Genomic DNA, 16,566 nt, shown 5'->3' with positions numbered 1-16,566 from the left:
TATTTGGCGGGCAGGAACAGAGACAGCTGGCTTGGGGTTTCACCTATAAACTCGGCGTTTAATCAATGTCTTTAAAGATAAAAGCAGCGAAATTATCAGATGTCATTCTGGAGCAACTGGAAAATATGATCCTCGAAGGGTCGTTGATGCCAGGGGAGAAGCTGCCGCCGGAGCGTGAACTGGCCAAGCAGTTTGAAGTGTCGCGGCCATCGCTGCGAGAAGCAATTCAGAAGCTTGAAGCCAAAGGGCTGGTTACCCGGCGTCAGGGTGGCGGTACCTATGTAAAAAATCAGCTTGAAGAAGGTCTCACTGATCCCTTGTTTGAGTTGATCAGTAAACACCCCGAGTCGCAGTTTGATTTGCTGGAGTTTCGTCATGCCCTGGAGGGCATTGCAGCGTATTACGCCGCCATGCGTGGCACGCAAACGGATCTCGATAAAGTGGAACAAAGCTTTGATGATATTGCCAGCGTTGGCGATGACCTGGTGCAAAAGGCCAGAGCCATCAATACCTTCCACTTTACCGTAGCAGAAGCCTCACACAATGTGGTGTTGTTGCATCTGATGCGGGGCATGCAGTCTTTACTGGAACAAAATGTATTGCAGAACTTAACGGTGTTAGTGCAAAAGCCGGATGCCAGCGCACAGCTTGCCCATCATCGCGAGGTGTTAAAAAACGCCGTGATCGAAGGTAAGCCTGAGCAGGCAAGGCTGGCCAGTAACGCGCACTTAGCCTTTATTGAAGAGGCGTTGCTGGAAGCCGGGCGGGAGCGGTCGCGCATTGAGCGCAGCTTGCGTCGCACCAAAGCACAGTAGTACACAAACAGAGCCATAAGCTAACGCTATAGAATAAATTCGTATTTTAAACATAAGGAACACTCCATATGTCTGAAGTCAATAAATTTGACGTAGACGCGCTAGAAACCCAAGAGTGGTTGCAGGCGCTTGAGTCGGTTGTAAAAGAAGAAGGCGTAGAGCGCGCACAATTCCTGCTTGAGCAGGTACTTGAGCAGGCGCGTCTGGACGGTGTTGATATGCCAACCGGTATTACGACCAACTATGTCAACACTATCCCGGCAGATCAGGAACCTGCCTATCCGGGGGATGTGAATCTGGAGCGTCGTATTCGCTCTATCATCCGCTGGAATGCGATCATGATCGTACTGCGCGCTTCTAAGAAAGATCTGGAGCTGGGCGGACATATGGCGTCGTACCAGTCGTCTGCAGCGTTTTATGAAATGTGTTTTAACCATTTCTTCCGCGCACCAAATGAAAAAGACGGCGGCGACCTGGTTTATTATCAGGGCCACATTTCTCCAGGTATCTACGCCCGTGCGTTCGTGGAAGGTCGTTTGACTGCTGAGCAGCTGGACAACTTCCGTCAGGAAGTAGACGGCAAAGGTCTGTCTTCTTACCCGCACCCTAAACTGATGCCTGAATTCTGGCAGTTCCCAACTGTATCTATGGGTCTGGGTCCAATCGCGTCTATCTATCAGGCACGTTTCCTGAAATACCTTGACGGCCGTGGTCTGAAAGACACAGCCGAGCAGCGTGTATACGCCTTCCTGGGCGACGGTGAAATGGATGAGCCAGAATCTCGTGGTGCGATTTCTTTCGCGGCCCGCGAGAAGCTGGATAACCTGTGTTACCTGATCAACTGTAACCTACAGCGTCTGGATGGACCGGTAATGGGTAATGGTAAGATCATTCAGGAACTGGAAGGTCTGTTCAAAGGTGCTGGCTGGAACGTCATCAAAGTTGTCTGGGGTTCAGGCTGGGACAAGCTACTGGCGAAAGACACTACAGGTAAGCTGCTACAGCTGATGAATGAAACCATCGATGGTGACTATCAGACGTATAAAGCCAAAGATGGCGCATACGTACGTGAGCACTTCTTCGGTCGTTACCCGGAGACAGCGGCACTGGTTGCGGATATGACAGATGAAGAGATCTTCGCGCTGAAGCGTGGTGGTCATGAGCCATCTAAACTGTTCGCAGCATTTAAAGCGGCACAAGAGACTAAAGGTCGTCCGACGGTGATCCTGGCTAAGACTGTAAAAGGTTACGGCATGGGTGAAGCGGCGGAAGGTAAAAACATCGCCCACCAGGTGAAGAAAATGGACATGACGCACGTTGAGCACCTGCGTTCACGTCTGGGCCTGGAAGACCTGGTATCTGACGAGCAAATCAAAGATTTGCCTTACCTGACACTGGAAGAAGGGTCTGCAGAGTACGAATATCTGCACGCACGTCGTAAGGCACTACACGGTTACACGCCGCAGCGTTTGCCTAACTTCTCAGAAGCGCTGACGCTGCCAGAGCTGGATGCGTTCAAGCCGCTGCTGGAAGAGCAAAAGCGTGATATCTCAACGACTATGGCGTATGTTCGTGCGTTGAACATCCTGTTGAAAGACAAGGGCGTGGGCAAAAACATCGTACCTATCATCGCCGATGAAGCGCGTACTTTCGGTATGGAAGGCCTGTTCCGACAGATTGGTATTTACAACCCGCACGGTCAGAACTATACCCCTCAGGACCGCGACATTGTTTCTTACTACAAAGAAGCCACGTCTGGTCAGGTACTGCAAGAAGGTATCAACGAGCTGGGTGCAATGTCTTCATGGGTGGCTGCGGCAACGTCTTACAGCACCAATGACCTGCCAATGATCCCGTTCTACATCTACTACTCTATGTTCGGTTTCCAACGTGTTGGCGACATGGCGTGGATGGCGGGTGACCAGCAGGCACGCGGCTTCTTGCTAGGTGCAACAGCAGGTCGTACAACGCTTAACGGTGAAGGTCTGCAGCACGAAGATGGTCACTCGCACATTCAGGCGGGCACGATCCCTAACTGTATTTCTTACGACCCAACGTTTGCGTTTGAAGTGGCGGTTATTCTGCAAGACGGTATCCGTCGTATGTACGGTCCAGAGCAGGAAAACGTGTTCTACTACCTGACGCTGATGAACGAAAACTATCATCAGCCTGCTATGCCAGAAGGCGCCGAAGAGGGTATCCGTAAGGGTATCTACAAGCTGGAAAGCTACACTGGCGACAAGGCTCAGGTACAGCTGATGGGTTCAGGTACTATTCTGAACGAAGTACGTAAAGCAGCGCAGATCCTGAGCGACGATTACGGTATTGCGTCAGACGTATTCTCTGTCACGTCATTCAATGAACTGGCACGTGACGGTCAGGACGCTGAGCGTTTCAACATGCTGAACCCGGATGCAGAGCAAAAAGTATCTTACATCAGCACTGTACTGGGCGAAGCTCCGGCAATTGCGGCCACTGACTATATGAAGAGCTATGCCGATCAGGTTCGTGCTTTCATGCCAAGCGTTTCTTACAAAGTGCTGGGCACCGACGGTTACGGCCGTTCTGACAGCCGTGAAAACCTGCGTCGTCACTTCGAAGTGAATGCAGGCTATGTCGTGGTTGCTGCACTGAGCGAGCTGGTTAAGCAAGGCAAAGTTGAAAAATCAGTAGTAACAGACGCTATCAAGAAATTTGATATCGACACAACCAAAACCAACCCACTTTACGCATAAGAGGCTAAGTGATGGCAATCGAAATTCATGTACCAGATATTGGCGCCGATGAGGTTGAAGTAACCGAGATTTTGGTCAGCGTTGGCGACACGGTAGAAGAAGAGCAGTCGCTGATCACCGTTGAAGGCGACAAAGCGTCAATGGAAGTGCCTGCTGCGCAAGCGGGTACGGTTAAAGAAATCAAGATCAGTGAAGGCGACAAAGTGTCGACCGGTTCACTGATCATGGTCTTCGAAGCAGCGGGCGATGCGCCTGCTGCTGAGGCAGCACCTGCGGCGGCTCCGGCCGCAGCAGCGCCAGCACCGGCAACTGCTGAAGTGAAAGAAGTCCACGTACCAGACATAGGTGGTGACGAAGTTGAAGTCACTGAAATTCTGGTTGCGGTTGGCGACAGCGTTGAAGCCGAGCAGTCTTTGATCACGGTTGAAGGTGACAAGGCGTCAATGGAAGTACCAGCACCATTTGCCGGTACTGTGAAAGAAATCAAAGTTGAGATTGGCGGCAAAGTGGCCACCGGCAGCTTAGTTTTTGTGTTTGAAACTGCGAGTGCAGCAGCACCGGTTGCAGCAGAAACTGCGCCTGCCGCAGCCCCGGTTGAAGCAACGCCTTCACTGCAGGAAGTACAAGTACCAGATATCGGTGGCGACGAAGTTGAAGTCACTGAAATCATGGTGGCAGTAGGCGACAGCGTTGAAGAAGAGCAGTCTTTGATCACCGTTGAAGGCGACAAGGCCTCAATGGAAGTGCCTGCGCCATTTGCCGGTACTGTGAAAGAAATCAAAGTTGCTGCTGGCGACAAAGTGTCAACGGGCTCACTGATCTTCGTATTTGAAACTGTTGCAGCTACAGCACCAGCTCCGGCAGCACCTGCTGCATCAGCAGCTGCGCCAGCTCCGGCGGCCAAAACGGCTCCGGCTCCGGCTGCGGCTCCTGCGCCAAGTGCAGCCAAAGACGAGTTTGTTGCTAATGATGATTATGCCCATGCTTCGCCTGTGGTACGTCGTCTGGCGCGCGAGTTTGGCGTTAACCTGGCACGCGTTAAAGGTACTGGCCGTAAGAACCGTGTACTGAAAGAAGACGTGCAGAACTATGTTAAAGAACTGGTTCGTAAGGTTGAGTCTGGCGAGATCAGCAAAGGCGGCAGCACAGGTGGCGGTGAGCTGGGTCTGATCCCTTGGCCAAAAGTCGACTTCAGCAAGTTTGGTGAAGTAGAAGAGAAGAAACTGTCTCGTATCCAGAAGATCTCTGGCGCTAACCTGCACCGTAACTGGGTTCAGATCCCACACGTTACTCAGTTTGATGAAGCTGACATCACCACGCTGGAAGCATTCCGTAAAGAGCAGAATGTACTGGCAGAGAAGAAGAAAATGGGCGTGAAGATCACCCCATTGGTATTCGTGATGAAAGCAGCGGCAAAAGCGCTGGAAGAGTTCCCGACCTTTAACTCATCACTTTCGGAAGACGGTGAAAGCCTGATCCTGAAGAAGTATGTGAACATCGGTGTGGCAGTTGATACGCCAAATGGCCTGGTTGTGCCTGTCTTCAAAGACGTCAACAAGAAAGGCATCATCGAGCTGTCTCGCGAGCTGATGGACGTCTCTAAGAAAGCCCGTGAAGGTAAGCTGACTGCCGCTGATATGCAGGGCGGTTGTTTCACTATCTCAAGCCTGGGTGGCATCGGTGGTACGGCATTTACGCCTATCGTGAATGCACCGGAAGTGGCTATCTTAGGTGTCTCTAAGTCTGAGATGAAGCCGAAGTGGAATGGTAAAGAGTTTGAGCCGCGCCTGATGGTGCCGCTGAGCTGTTCATACGACCACCGTGTTATTGACGGTGCACTGGCAGCCCGCTTTACTGTGACGCTGGCCAATTACCTGAGCGACATTCGTCAGCTGGTAATGTAAGCCAAAGCAAAACCGCATGACCCCAGGTTGTGCGGTTTTGTCATATTTTTACTGTCCTGTCTGATATTTGGGCGGGACATCTGTGGGTGCGAATGATACACTTTCGCGCAACAAAAAACTCTCTCTGGTTGTTGGTGGCAGCGCTTGCCGATGATCAGGCACAATTGGGTGCGGATACTCACTCGAGTAGAGTCCCGTTCGAATAATAGTTAAGGTAATAACATGAGCAACGAAATCAAAACTCAAGTTGTTGTACTAGGCGGTGGTCCTGGTGGTTACTCTGCAGCATTCCGTGCAGCAGACCTAGGTTTAGAAGTTACATTGATCGAATCTCGCGATACCCTGGGTGGTGTGTGCTTGAACGTAGGTTGTATTCCTTCAAAAGCACTTTTACACGTGGCTAAGGTAATCGACGACGCAGCTGAAATGGCTTCACACGGTGTAACTTTCGGTGCTCCTCAAATCGACCTGGACAAAATCCGTAGCTGGAAAGAGTCTGTAATTGGTCAGCTGACAGGCGGTCTGTCTGGCATGGCGAAAATGCGTAAAGTGAAAGTAGTTAGCGGCTACGGTAAATTCACCGGCTCTAACTCTATCGCGGTTGAAGGTGCTGACGGCACAACGACTGTAAACTTCGACAATGCTATCATTGCTGCGGGTTCTCAGCCTGTAAACCTGCCTTTCATCCCAGAAGATGAGCGTATCATTGACTCAACTGGCGCACTTGAGCTGAAAGACGTACCAGAAAAACTGCTTGTTCTGGGTGGTGGTATCATCGGTCTTGAGATGGGTACTGTGTACCGTGCACTGGGCTCACAAATCGACGTGGTTGAATTTGCAGACCAACTGGTTCCTGCGGCTGACAAAGACGTAATCAAGATTTACCAGAAGTACGTGAAAGACAAGTTCAACGTCATGCTTTCTACTAAAGTTGTTGCAGTTGAAGCGAAAGAAGACGGTATCTACGTTTCTTTCGAAGGCAAGCAAGCACCAGAAGGCCAGGTACGTTACGACAAAGTACTGGTTGCTGTTGGTCGTACGCCTAACGGTAAACTGCTTGATGCAGACAAAGCGGGCGTTGCGGTTGACGAGCGTGGCTTTATCAACACTGACAAGCAAATGAAGACGAACGTAAACCACATCTATGCGATTGGTGACATCGTAGGTCAGCCTATGCTTGCGCACAAAGCGGTTCACGAAGCACACGTTGCTGCTGAAGTGATCTCTGGTAAGAAACACTACTTCGATCCTAAGTGCATTCCTTCAATCGCGTACACAGATCCAGAAATCGCATGGGTTGGTGTGACTGAGAAAGAAGCGAAAGAGCAAGGTCTGAGCATTGAAACTGCGGTATTCCCGTGGGCAGCTTCTGGCCGTGCAATTGCTTCTGCACGTACTGAAGGTCAGACTAAGATGATCTTCGACAAAGAGACTGGTCGCGTGATCGGTGGTGCTATGGTTGGTATCAACGCCGGTGAAATGCTGGGCGAGATCGGCCTGGCAGTTGAGATGGGTGCAGACGCAGAAGACGTGGCACTGACTATCCACGCTCACCCAACGCTGAACGAGTCAATCGGTCTGGCGGCTGAGATCTTCGAAGGTTCAATCACTGACCTGCCTAACAAAAAGGCCGTGAAGAAGAAGTAATCGCTACTTCTGAATGAACTAAAAAAACCCGGCTTACAGAGACCGGGTTTTTTTGTGCCTGGCATGTCGTGCAGGACGAGCACCTTTGGTGCGTTTGAGCCCAGGTGATGAGAAAAGAAGCGGTATTGTTAACATTTAGACACTGTGCTAACGTCGGTGAGGATCAATAATAAAAAGAACTACAAGGAATGCGTTATGACAATTCGATTGCTCCACAGTGGGCTTGTTTTATGTGCACTGAGCTGTGGCGTACAGGCAAATACCAGTATTGACTTTGATGCCACGCTGGCCTGCTATACAGAGGCTGATCAGCCGGGCATTGCGGTACGAATTGAGCAGGGCAAAAAGCTGATCTATAGCGGGGCAGCTGGCGTCGCTGATATCAAGCGCGCTCTGCCACTGCACACAAAACAGAGATTTCAGATTGGCTCCATCACTAAGCAATTTACGGCTGCGGCCATTTTGCAGTTGGCTGATAGGAAGAAGCTGTCCATACAGGATCCACTGGGAAAATTCATTCCAACATTGCGCTCTGACTATGCCAAACTGACAATTGAACGGGTGCTGTCGCATACGGCAGGTTTACCGAATTACAACGAAGGTCCAGAGATTGGCGCCAAGATGGCACACTATCGTACACTGGATCAGATCCTGGCAGAGATTGTACAAGCACCTGTACTTTACCCTGCGGGTGAAGGGCATAGATACTCTAACACTGGCTATTTGCTGCTAGGTAAGGTCATCGAGCAGGTTTCCGGGTTGAGCTACAAAGACTACCTGCAACAGCATATCTTTACACCGCTGGGTATGAAACATTCGCAGGTACTCACCAAGGGGACAGGCGGCGATGAAGTAAAAGGCTACAGCTCAGTAGACGATAAAAAGACACCTGTCGCCCCTTTTTATGTTGATCGCAGTTGGATCTATTCAGCCGGTGGCATCGAGACAACACTGGCCGACATGAGCCGCTGGCACCGTGGCCTGAAAGCCGGCAAAGTCGTCAGTCCGTCCAGTTATCAGGCAATGATCACCAGTGCTACACTTAATGATGGCTCTGCTGCCAACTATGGCTATGGTTTTTACACCTTTGAGCTTGCCGGGCAGCCAAGCTATTTCCACGAAGGGGGAGTCCCCGGGTTTTTAGCTATGTCAGTTTATTTCCCAGAAGCTGATTTATACGCGATTAGCCTGAGTAACCAGGATACCCTACACCCGGGCCCTGCACTGCTGGATATGGTCGCGCAGTACCTGAACATAACACCAAAACCCTTGTCAGATACGGAGCTGAATCATTTTGCCAAAACCTTAGTTGGCGAGTATCAGTCAGCTGGCAAGCAGCAGCTTAAAGTGACGTTTGAGGAGGGGATTCTGTACGGGCAAAAAGGACAAGGCGAAAAACGTAAACTGGTCGCCAGAGCCAATAACGCTTTTTCTTATGAATGCACGCAGAATTATTACCAGCTCAGTGTGGCTGAAGGCAAAACCAGTCTGATTCCAGTTGGGCTGTATCGGGGTAAGGGCAAGCCGCTGTTTAAGTTGTAAGTGGCTTCTGCTTATTGAGAACGCATATTTGAGCGCTGTGTTTGACTATACAGGCTCAGATGACCCCCTTTTTAGTCTGTGGGTAGATACCGGCTCAAGGCCGGTATGACGAAGGAGAGGGCCAGTATAATAGTAGAGCATTTAATATTGGCGTCAGGTTTGGCAACTAACCTTAAAACCCTTAATTCAAACACCGCTCTGTGTCGTCCCGCGCTTGACGCGGGATCTGCTTACCAACCACTCGTATTTTACAGTTCTGTTTGACTGTAAAGGCTCTGATGATCCCACTTTTGGTTTGTGAGTAGATACCGGCTCAAGGCCGGTATGACGAAGGAGGGGGGAGCATGTCTGCTACGAAGTGACATCGCTCCGCCAGGGTCACATAGCCGTAATGAAAAGAATCATTGAGCGAACAGAAAGTGTGTGGCACTCGCTCACTACTTTCTTGATGCCTACTTTTAAGCATATTTCACCGACCAATCTTCTATTTCGTTGAGCACTTCATCAACGGTTTCTTTAAGCTCTTCGCCCATTTTTAATACCTCATTGGGATATTTATCCTGTATCAAGGTCATCAGGGCATAGTAGATGGGCTTAAAACGTTCTTTCAGTTCGTATTGATCGAACCAGCGCTCAACCAGGTTCGTCTGGCCTTTGGCTAGGAATGGAATAAAGAGACCTGTGAGCAGGGGCTCATCAGCACTGTCAAGTACGCCATTCTGACTGAGTAGCACGTCCATGGTTTGGGTTGCGTCTTGAAAGAGGTTATTCCATAACATAGCTCGAATTAGTGCGGCAGTGGAATTTGACGATGGGGTTTTTTCCATTCCCTGCCTGGCGCATTGTAAAGCCGCAAATTTGTTGATTGGATCTGCCTGGAAGTAGTAGCACCATGCCAGCATGGTATAAATCACATGGCTTTTATCGTTGCTAAGGAGTTGCTCAAAATAGTCAATTGCCTGTGAGAAGTTTGCTTTGTACACGTTTAGACAGCCCAACATGGCCAATACAGGTTCTCCAGCGTCCAGAGCGGATAGAAAGTGTTGTTCTGAAAGGTCATATTCACCTAGTTGATGGTATATTTCACCTATGTTTCTGTGATAGTAACCTGGGAGACTGCTTTGCAGTTCAGATTCTGCAGCTTGTAAAGCTATTCGGGCCTTATCCCATTGAGCTGAATTTTGATAAATTCGGTTCAACCCCATTGCGGCAAAGGTATTCCCTGGTTCTATGTCTGTGATTTGCTTTAATGCCAACTCCGCATCAGCACTTTTGCCTGATCTCAAGTAGGCAATGCCTTTAAATATGAGGCCTTTAATGCTATCTATTTCTTCTAATGCTTCGGCGAGCGTGATTAGTTTACTTGATTTAATGTCTTTGCCCTTGGCCATGGCGACCTGACAAATGCTCTTTACAGAAAGTGCACTCACAGCCTCTTTAACGGCCTCAGTCATATCTGCCGGCTCGTCACTTTGCAGCCACTCAATCAGGATCTGTTTGTTTTTATCATCCTGCACATCTGTGATATCAATCAGCTCTTTACTCAGTGCGGTGTGCCCCGCGCTGCTCAGATACTGCTGAGTTTGCTCAAGAATTTGTTGTTTGTCTGTGTGTTCAAGCTGGTCACTACACAACAATGCATTGGCAAACGTCAGTGTGGCTTGGGGATGGCATTGGCCTGTGAGTTGCGCAAGAAAAGACTGGCTGCGGTGTTTTAGCTCGTCGCCAACGCACCAGACTTCCATAAAACGCGTTAGCCAAAGGACCCGGTTTTTGTCCCGGCGTCTGCCATAGCGCATCAGATACCAGATATTAAAAAAGCGCTCCTTGATGCGATACAGGTTGTTCTTGCTATCAGTTTTGATTTTCTCGATGACCCAGTTTTTCTCCAGCTGGCTGAGCTGGGCCGAGATATTTTTGCTGGGCAGGCGGGTTTTTTCGGCTATCTCCTTGGCTGAAATGGCATCCCAGTGCAGTGCGATGGCGTTGACTATGGGTTTTTGCTGTGGTGCCAGGTCGTCCATACGGTGTTTATACAGCGGCGTGGTGCGGTCTATGGTTTCTTCCAGTAGTGCATAGGTCTGGCCGTAGGCGCCTTCCATCAGAATATTAAACAAAATAACCAGTGTGCGCGGAATACCGCCCGTTAAGCGCCGGATAGATTCAATACGCTGCGGCTCTTGCTCAAGGATAGTCAGCAACCTTTGTTCTTCACGTTCACCACTGTGACTAGCCAGTGCCCGCAACAGCGCCTCGGTATCTGGCTTGTCTAATCCAGCTAAATTGATCACTTCAAAGAATTGGTAAAAAGGGGCCTGGTGATCGTAAAAAGCTTCCAGGCTGACCGCCGAGCCACCTATTAGCCTGAAGTAAGGGTTGGTGGTGAGCACTTCCCTTAGTATTTCTGTTTCTTTGCGATTAAAGTTTTCGAATAGTTCCACCAGGTTATCAATAAATAACACAACCCGTTTGTCTTGCTTTTTGAGCCGGTCACTCAGCAACTGAATCGCGGCTTTAGGGTCTGGATCCTGACCTGCAATGGCATCCAGCCCATCCAGCAGCCCGGCAAACTGGTCATGATAATGCTCTTCCAGCTCTTCAGCAACGCGCTCCCAGAGCGTAAACAAAGAGCTGATCCCGTATTCTTCTTCTTTAAAGGTGACAGGAAGCAGCCAGGTGTTCAGCACGTCACTTTGTGCAAGCTCTATGGCAAGGCGTCGCAGCAAGGTGGTTTTACCGGCGCCGCGCACGCCCTGGATCAGGTAATTTTGTTCGGGCACCTCTTTGTTGGTGCTGGCAATGGCACGCCAGATTTTTTTGTATTCTTTCAGGCGGATCACAAAGTGCGTTTTAATGAACTGGTCTGATGCATTTTGTGCGTTGTATAGCTTTACGCCTTCTTTATAGTCGTCGAGTTGCATAGCGCCCCCACCATTCTTTGAGCATGGGCGAGGTGAACTGATAACACTGCGCCTGATTGATAAAAATATAACCATCGTGGATCAGACAATCGATCACGTATTGGCAATTGATTTGCTGATATCGGCTTGCCTGCGAGAGGTTAAACAAGTGGGATCCCGGCAGCTGTGCATGCTCACACATCGCTGTTAATACGTCACTTGCCAGTGCTTTTTCGCTGTCCGCAAAACGGTTTAGTCGTTCTGCCCAGTGATTAAAGTGAGATTGATACTGTATCGAGAACAGTGTGTTGTAAGCGGCGTCAATATTTGCCGGGCTGACAGAATCCAGTCCTTCATCAAAATACACATCAACCAGCTGCATCCACAGGATCTCGATGTAATAGGGCATCAGCCAGCCAACCTTGTCGAGCAGATAATCCTGCGCTGTGGCATCAATCTGGATGGGCTCCTGTTCACGATGGTTGAGCGTGTTGATAAACTCGCGGCCCTGAGCCTGGCTTAGTGGCGCAATAGACACCGGGATGAGCACATTGATGAGATCTGACAGTGCCATTTTGCTCACCAGCGTGTCCAGCCCAATTGAGCCCGTCAGCACAAACTGCACATGTTGGTTGAGCCTTTGCTCTGACCATAACTCACGACAACCAGATAAAAATGACTCCGCGCTTTTGTGATCTTGCTGATCATAGATCTTCTCAACAACATCCGGGAACTCGTCAATGATTAGCACCAGCTTTTTGTCCAGTGTCAGTGCATTGAGGGCGGCGCTGAGATCTCGGTGAGTGAGCTGACGGTCCTGTTGATCAAACTTGATACCCGTGGCGCCGACTGATACGCCGGTAATGCTGCTGCGAAACTTGTCAATTTGATCTTTGCCCCATTTAAAAAGGCTACTCAGTTGGTCGGTAAACTCGGAATGGAATAGGTTGTCTATGATCTGTTTGTAGTATTCGTGCTCGGTTGCACAGGATTGCACGATATTATAGAGAAACACGTAGCCATCGGGTGGGTTGTCTTGCAGGTAAAACAGCATAGACGTTTTACCGACACGCCGCGGGGCAAGGACCAGCAAGTGACTTCCGTCTCTGAGCCGCCGCAACAGCTTATTTTGATCTTTTTCTCTGGGGAAATATTTATCACCCCGAACCACCTGACCTGCCATAATGCCTCCTGACAAAATTCTTATAGTCAAAGTGTAGTGACAATAAATTTATTGTCAAAAGTTTTGGCAATAAAATTTTTGTCATCTTAGAGGCTGGGTGTCGTTAAAATAGTCCGAATGGCTTTGGCGGTATCTGCGCCTATGCCGTCAACAGCCATTAACTGGGACTGGGTGGCATTAAATACGGCTTCAATTGAGCCAAAATGGTGTAGCAATCTTTTGGCCAGTTTGGGGCCGACATTTGGCAGGCCTTGCAGCAGGTATAGCTGTTTTCTCATATATGTTTTTGGTCTAAAACCCTTGCGCGGCAATACATCAGAGTTTAAACGGCGCTGCTGCTGCGCAGCATATTGCATAAGCTTTACCGTTTCTTGTTGATTGTGCGTTCTGAGTGTTGTTATGGCATAAATCAGTCCTATGCTGGCCAGCGCGCCTAGCACTGCTCGCCTATCCATAGTGCAGTCCCGGATATCAGCGGCGTTGCCTTCAATGATTAGGAGTGGCTGAAAACCTGAGTCAGAGAGCCGTTGCGCCTGGCTAAACAGCCTGCCATCAATGATGGAAATCAGCAGATCTCTGATTTGTTTGCGTTCTATAATCAGCCAGTCATCGATCAGGTAGTCACCAACAGTCAGGCGCTGTTTTATCAGGTTGACGGACTGACAGGTAGAGAGTAATTGGAGTATTCCAGACGCTTGTTCACGGTCATCAGCTACTATATTCATTATCCAATCCTTGTTCTATGGCTACCTTGCCTGTTCAGTTTAGCTCACCGCAGCCATCCCAGCTCTGTCGCAAATCTCTTTCCCTAATAATTTTGTCTGTTATTTTGTTTGATGACTAATAACAAATATAAAAGGAAGGGGTATGAACAAATCTATGCTGAGTCTGAGTTTGGCGTCGATTCTGGGGGCTTTGAGTATGAGCGTTCAGGCGGCGGAGCATGCCAGTTTGCTTAAGCAGGTGGAGCCTAAAGTGATTGAATGGCGCCGGGATATTCACCAAAATCCTGAGCTGGGTAATCGTGAGGTACGCACCGCGGCTAAGGTGGCTAAACACCTTAAAGCGCTGGGCATGGAAGTGGAAACCGGAATAGCGTATACCGGAGTGGTGGGTATGCTCAAAGGCGCTAAGCCTGGGCCGACTGTGATGTTGCGTGCGGATATGGATGCGCTGCCGGTGACCGAGAAGAACGACCTGCCGTTTAAATCCACCAAAACCACCAATTACCGGGGGGTGGATGTGGGCATTATGCATGCCTGTGGCCACGACACCCATGTGGCCATGTTAATGGGCGCGGCCGAGGTACTTGCCGGCATGCGTGATGAGCTCGCAGGCAATGTGATGTTTGTCTTCCAACCTGCCGAAGAAGGCGCACCTGAGGGCGAAGAAGGTGGCGCTGAATTGATGCTCAAAGAAGGGATCTTTAAGAAACACCAACCTGATGTGGCGTTTGGTTTACATATTACCTCTAAGCTGAATGTGGGTCAGCTGGGATATCGCAGTGGCCCAACTATGGCCAGTGCCGATCGTTTTGAGATCAGTGTCAAAGGAGAGCAAACTCATGGTTCTACACCCTGGGCCGGCGCAGATCCGATTGCTGCTGCTGCACAGATAGTGTCTGGGGTTAACCACATTGTCAGTCGTCAGATCAATATCACCAAAGAACCTGCGATTGTGTCATTCGGTAAAATCGCCGGTGGTGTGCGCAACAACATCATACCGGAAGAAGTAAATATGGTCGGTACCATACGTAATTTTGATATGGATAACCGCGCGCAGATATTTAAAAAACTGACCCATACCGCAGAGCATATCGCTCAGGCCTCCGGTAACACGGCAGAAGTAAAGATCATTGAAGGTTATCCGGTCACGGTGAACGACCCGGCCCTGACTGAGCAAATGCTGCCTACGCTTGAGAAAGTGTTTGGTGCTCAGGGCATGATTGAAATGCCTAAAGTGACAGGCGCTGAAGACTTTTCATTCTATGCGATGGAAGTGCCCGGATTATTCGTATTTTTGGGCGGTACTCCTAAAGGCACAGATCCCAAAGACGCTGCCAGTAACCACTCACCGTATTTCATTGCCGATGAGTCTTCGTTTAAACTGGGCACGCGGGCGCTGACTGAGTTTACCCTGGACTATATGGCGCAAGCTAAATAGCGCCGCGGTAGCAGAGGCCATGGAGAGGCCTCACAGTTAATGCGTTAAACTTCTATCGATTGAGCATGGTGGAGCTGGTTGTGGGGATCCAACTGACGTTTCACCTGCTGTAATCTGACGTAGTTGTGTTTGTAGTATAAATGCTGCCAGTCAGGGATATCGACGTCGGCATAGTTGACATAACAGCCATCCATCACCTCATCGGGTACCGGACCCGCATCGCCATACATTGCGTGATAGAAGCCGTTGATCCAGCCAATATGATAGGGGTCCTGCGCGGCTTCAAACCAGTAGGTCTGGTATTGCAGCTTCATAATAGAGTCTCGGTGGGATACGGCGGTTTCTGTCTGAGATAGCGCATTGATCTGACCACCATAAGATGACAGCTGCAACATACCACCGGGGCTCAGGTAGTCACCATGGCGCAGTGTGTTCCACAGGGTTTGGATCTGGGCCTCAGGAAAAGGCTTTTTCATATAGGCCGATTTATTTTTACCACGCGCACCAACCAAAGTGCCCGCACCATATTGGGTGCCATACCACCAGGGCATGCTGAAGTAGCTACCAGGCGGTACCGGGCGCTGAGGCGCATTTTCCTGTTCCTGTAAGCCCATATGGTTGGTGGTGCGTAACCCTTTTTTGGCATCCTGCAGTTGCGCTGGGGTGAACAGCCTATCGATAAACTCGTCAATGAGCGCAGGATCGCCACTACAATACAGGGATAGCCGGATTTCACCGCTGCCACCCACTGAGTTGGGTATGGCCATCGAAACATGCAGCGGATTAAAGCGACTGTCGGGCCCATTGTGTGTTTGCCAGAACTCACCAAAGTTGCGCAGCAGCGTGGCAAACTGATCATAGTCGAACAAATGCCAGGGCAAAGCAATTTCCTGCAAGTGCAGGTAAGCGGGCACCGGTGGCAAGTCTTTAAAGAAATACTTAGTGACTATTCCAAAGTTGCCGCCACCTCCACCCTGATGTGCCCAGACAATTTCGTCAGCTCGTGCAGATTGTCCCTTAAAGTAGGTGCGAGGATAGTTGGCCTGCCCGCCCCATTGGTCAAAGGATATCAATTCAACGCCTGCCAGATAGTCACTGCTCAGTCCGTATTGCCGGGAGTGAATGCCGAACCCACCACCACAGACATGGCCGCCGACACCCACACCAAAGCAAGAGCCACCGGGCATAATCACGCCAAACTCCTTAAACAGGGTTTTATAGGTATGTCCCAAAGAGGCGCCGGCTTCGACGACATAATAGTCACCACTGCGATAGACGCGATCCATATTGCTCAGATCGACCACCACACCCTGATCATTCACCACAAAGCCTTCATAGCAGTGGCCGCCTGAGCGAACGGTGAGCCTGAGGTGGTTAGCAACGGCTTCTCGTGCTGCCATATAGACTTCATGTGCCGAGCTACACACCGCAATATAGCCAGGTTGATTGGGGAACCTCAGATTGGAACCGGTTAACATGGAGTCAAATCTGGCATCGTCGGCGTACACTTTGTGGTACTGACCATACTGAGAGCTGGCCGCTGCCGGATTACTGAGCATCAGTGGGGCTGCGCCGATGGCGCCACCCATTGCCAGAGAGGTTTTGAGAAAATGACGTCTGGAGCTAACGTCGGGGTTAATGCCAGAGCGGTTTTTGTCTTGTTTCATAAACACATCC

At 49.9% G+C, this 16,566-nt stretch carries 10 protein-coding genes; 6 read left to right on the top strand and 4 right to left on the bottom strand.

The window, feature by feature from the left end:
• Positions 1-65 precede the first annotated feature (65 nt).
• The 5 genes from pdhR to CWB99_RS08900 all read left to right on the top strand — a co-directional run bounded on the left by pdhR (position 66) and on the right by CWB99_RS08900 (position 8,643).
• Positions 66-815: a pyruvate dehydrogenase complex transcriptional repressor PdhR gene (gene pdhR / locus CWB99_RS08920; protein ID WP_046003630.1), complete on the top strand. Its 750-nt coding sequence runs from the start codon at positions 66-68 to the stop codon at positions 813-815.
• A gap of 68 nt (positions 816-883) precedes the next feature.
• On the top strand, positions 884-3,550 hold the full coding sequence (gene aceE, locus CWB99_RS08915; protein ID WP_138551110.1) for a pyruvate dehydrogenase (acetyl-transferring), homodimeric type: 2,667 nt from the start codon (positions 884-886) through the stop codon (positions 3,548-3,550).
• Between the two features lie 11 nt (positions 3,551-3,561).
• A complete protein-coding gene (gene aceF / locus CWB99_RS08910) occupies positions 3,562-5,454 on the top strand; it encodes a pyruvate dehydrogenase complex dihydrolipoyllysine-residue acetyltransferase (RefSeq protein WP_138551111.1) in 1,893 nt (630 codons plus the stop codon).
• Between the two features lie 222 nt (positions 5,455-5,676).
• On the top strand, positions 5,677-7,101 hold the full coding sequence (gene lpdA / locus CWB99_RS08905; RefSeq protein WP_046003627.1) for a dihydrolipoyl dehydrogenase: 1,425 nt from the start codon (positions 5,677-5,679) through the stop codon (positions 7,099-7,101).
• Between the two features lie 195 nt (positions 7,102-7,296).
• Positions 7,297-8,643, top strand: a complete 1,347-nt coding sequence (locus CWB99_RS08900) for a serine hydrolase domain-containing protein (protein ID WP_138551112.1) — start codon at positions 7,297-7,299, stop codon at positions 8,641-8,643.
• A gap of 458 nt (positions 8,644-9,101) precedes the next feature.
• On the opposite strand, the gene CWB99_RS08895 is transcribed toward CWB99_RS08900, so the two are convergent.
• From CWB99_RS08895 to CWB99_RS08885, 3 genes are all read right to left on the bottom strand, one after another.
• Entirely contained in the window at positions 9,102-11,564 is a 2,463-nt protein-coding gene (locus CWB99_RS08895; protein WP_171045297.1) for an ATP-binding protein, read from the bottom strand.
• Positions 11,545-12,726: an ATP-binding protein gene (locus CWB99_RS08890; protein ID WP_138551114.1), complete on the bottom strand. Its 1,182-nt coding sequence runs from the start codon at positions 12,724-12,726 to the stop codon at positions 11,545-11,547. Before CWB99_RS08890 ends, CWB99_RS08895 begins: the two co-directional genes overlap by 20 nt.
• A gap of 86 nt (positions 12,727-12,812) precedes the next feature.
• Complete coding sequence (locus CWB99_RS08885; protein WP_138551115.1) at positions 12,813-13,451, bottom strand: ERCC4 domain-containing protein; 639 nt, start codon at positions 13,449-13,451, stop codon at positions 12,813-12,815.
• Positions 13,452-13,647: 196 nt separating this feature from the next.
• Between CWB99_RS08885 and CWB99_RS08880 the strand changes: the two genes are divergently transcribed.
• Positions 13,648-14,889 (top strand): amidohydrolase, encoded by a 1,242-nt coding sequence (locus CWB99_RS08880; protein WP_432760827.1) that lies wholly within the window; start codon positions 13,648-13,650, stop codon positions 14,887-14,889.
• Positions 14,890-14,933: 44 nt separating this feature from the next.
• Here the strand turns inward: CWB99_RS08880 and CWB99_RS08875 are convergent, their stop codons facing one another.
• The gene (locus tag CWB99_RS08875; protein ID WP_138551117.1) at positions 14,934-16,556 is read right to left on the bottom strand and encodes an FAD-binding protein; all 1,623 of its coding nucleotides are present in this window, start codon (positions 16,554-16,556) and stop codon (positions 14,934-14,936) included.
• Between the last annotated feature and the right edge of the window lie 10 nt (positions 16,557-16,566).

It is taken from the genome of Pseudoalteromonas rubra (assembly GCF_005887095.1).
Taxonomy (GTDB): Bacteria; Pseudomonadota; Gammaproteobacteria; order Enterobacterales; family Alteromonadaceae; genus Pseudoalteromonas; species Pseudoalteromonas rubra_E.
This window is presented reverse-complemented; position numbering and strand designations above follow the sequence as displayed.